Below are 3141 nucleotides of genomic sequence, written 5' to 3'. Positions count from 1 at the left end.
ACGGATCAGGCTAAGGTAAAATTTGTGAGTGACTCTTAAGAGTTTTGCGAATTTTCGGCGAATGTCGTCTTCACAGTATAACCAGATTGCTTGGGGTTATATGGTCAAGTGAAGAAGCGCATACGGTGGATGCCTTGGCAGTCAGAGGCGATGAAAGACGTGGTAGCCTGCGAAAAGCTTCGGGGAGTCGGCAAACAGACTTTGATCCGGAGATGTCTGAATGGGGGAACCCAGCCATCATAAGATGGTTATCTTGTACTGAATACATAGGTGCAAGAGGCGAACCAGGGGAACTGAAACATCTAAGTACCCTGAGGAAAAGAAATCAACCGAGATTCCCTTAGTAGTGGCGAGCGAACGGGGACTAGCCCTTAAGTGGCTTTGAGATTAGCGGAACGCTCTGGAAAGTGCGGCCATAGTGGGTGATAGCCCTGTACGCGAAAGTCTCTTAGTCATGAAATCGAGTAGGACGGAGCACGAGAAACTTTGTCTGAATATGGGGGGACCATCCTCCAAGGCTAAATACTACTGACTGACCGATAGTGAACTAGTACCGTGAGGGAAAGGCGAAAAGAACCCCGGAGAGGGGAGTGAAATAGATCCTGAAACCGTATGCGTACAAGCAGTGGGAGCCCACTTTGTTGGGTGACTGCGTACCTTTTGTATAATGGGTCAGCGACTTATTTTCAGTGGCGAGCTTAACCGAATAGGGGAGGCGTAGCGAAAGCGAGTCTTAATAGGGCGTCTAGTCGCTGGGAATAGACCCGAAACCGGGCGATCTATCCATGGGCAGGTTGAAGGTTAGGTAACACTGACTGGAGGACCGAACCGACTACCGTTGAAAAGTTAGCGGATGACCTGTGGATCGGAGTGAAAGGCTAATCAAGCTCGGAGATAGCTGGTTCTCCTCGAAAGCTATTTAGGTAGCGCCTCATGTATCACTGTAGGGGGTAGAGCACTGTTTCGGCTAGGGGGTCATCCCGACTTACCAAACCGATGCAAACTCCGAATACCTACAAGTGCCGAGCATGGGAGACACACGGCGGGTGCTAACGTCCGTCGTGAAAAGGGAAACAACCCAGACCGTCAGCTAAGGTCCCAAAGTTATGGTTAAGTGGGAAACGATGTGGGAAGGCTTAGACAGCTAGGAGGTTGGCTTAGAAGCAGCCACCCTTTAAAGAAAGCGTAATAGCTCACTAGTCGAGTCGGCCTGCGCGGAAGATGTAACGGGGCTCAAACCATACACCGAAGCTACGGGTATCACGCAAGTGATGCGGTAGAGGAGCGTTCTGTAAGCCTGTGAAGGTGAGTTGAGAAGCTTGCTGGAGGTATCAGAAGTGCGAATGCTGACATGAGTAACGACAATGGGTGTGAAAAACACCCACGCCGAAAGACCAAGGTTTCCTGCGCAACGTTAATCGACGCAGGGTTAGTCGGTCCCTAAGGCGAGGCTGAAAAGCGTAGTCGATGGAAAACAGGTTAATATTCCTGTACTTCTGGTTATTGCGATGGAGGGACGGAGAAGGCTAGGCCAGCTTGGCGTTGGTTGTCCAAGTTTAAGGTGGTAGGCTGAGATCTTAGGTAAATCCGGGATCTTAAGGCCGAGAGCTGATGACGAGTTACCTTTTAGGTGACGAAGTGGTTGATGCCATGCTTCCAAGAAAAGCTTCTAAGCTTCAGATAACCAGGAACCGTACCCCAAACCGACACAGGTGGTTGGGTAGAGAATACCAAGGCGCTTGAGAGAACTCGGGTGAAGGAACTAGGCAAAATGGCACCGTAACTTCGGGAGAAGGTGCGCCGGTGAGGGTGAAGGACTTGCTCCGTAAGCTCATGCCGGTCGAAGATACCAGGCCGCTGCGACTGTTTATTAAAAACACAGCACTCTGCAAACACGAAAGTGGACGTATAGGGTGTGACGCCTGCCCGGTGCCGGAAGGTTAATTGATGGGGTTAGCTAACGCGAAGCTCTTGATCGAAGCCCCGGTAAACGGCGGCCGTAACTATAACGGTCCTAAGGTAGCGAAATTCCTTGTCGGGTAAGTTCCGACCTGCACGAATGGCGTAACGATGGCGGCGCTGTCTCCACCCGAGACTCAGTGAAATTGAAATCGCTGTGAAGATGCAGTGTATCCGCGGCTAGACGGAAAGACCCCGTGAACCTTTACTATAGCTTTGCACTGGACTTTGAATTTGCTTGTGTAGGATAGGTGGGAGGCTTTGAAGCGTGGACGCCAGTTCGCGTGGAGCCATCCTTGAAATACCACCCTGGCAACTTTGAGGTTCTAACTCAGGTCCGTTATCCGGATCGAGGACAGTGTATGGTGGGTAGTTTGACTGGGGCGGTCTCCTCCTAAAGAGTAACGGAGGAGTACGAAGGTGCGCTCAGACCGGTCGGAAATCGGTCGTAGAGTATAAAGGCAAAAGCGCGCTTGACTGCGAGACAGACACGTCGAGCAGGTACGAAAGTAGGTCTTAGTGATCCGGTGGTTCTGTATGGAAGGGCCATCGCTCAACGGATAAAAGGTACTCCGGGGATAACAGGCTGATACCGCCCAAGAGTTCATATCGACGGCGGTGTTTGGCACCTCGATGTCGGCTCATCACATCCTGGGGCTGAAGCCGGTCCCAAGGGTATGGCTGTTCGCCATTTAAAGTGGTACGCGAGCTGGGTTTAGAACGTCGTGAGACAGTTCGGTCCCTATCTGCCGTGGACGTTTGAGATTTGAGAGGGGCTGCTCCTAGTACGAGAGGACCGGAGTGGACGAACCTCTGGTGTTCCGGTTGTCACGCCAGTGGCATTGCCGGGTAGCTATGTTCGGGAAAGATAACCGCTGAAAGCATCTAAGCGGGAAACTTGCCTCAAGATGAGATCTCACTGGAACCTTGAGTTCCCTGAAGGGCCGTCGAAGACTACGACGTTGATAGGTTGGGTGTGTAAGCGCTGTGAGGCGTTGAGCTAACCAATACTAATTGCCCGTGAGGCTTGACCATATAACACCCAAGCAATCTGCATGCTCGAAAGAGACCAGATTGCGGTGTGTGAAGACGCAATGAACCGAAAGTTCGCGATGCTCACAAACACCTGTATCACATACCCGATTTGCTGAAGCGAGGCCAGTTGGTCACGAGTCAGTACCC

General features: G+C 51.6%; 1 rRNA gene. It reads left to right on the top strand.

From position 1 onward, the window contains the following. Window positions 1-102 precede the first annotated feature (102 nt). Window positions 103-2994: ribosomal RNA gene (locus tag ACM6I7_RS11755) — 23S ribosomal RNA — on the top strand. The last annotated feature ends 147 nt before the right edge of the window (window positions 2995-3141 follow it).

The organism is Pseudomonas sp. IT-93MI4, from assembly GCF_949767635.1.
Lineage (GTDB): Bacteria > Pseudomonadota > Gammaproteobacteria > Pseudomonadales > Pseudomonadaceae > Aquipseudomonas > Aquipseudomonas putida_A.
Note: the sequence above shows the minus strand (reverse complement) of the source record. Positions and strands in the feature narration are given on the sequence as shown.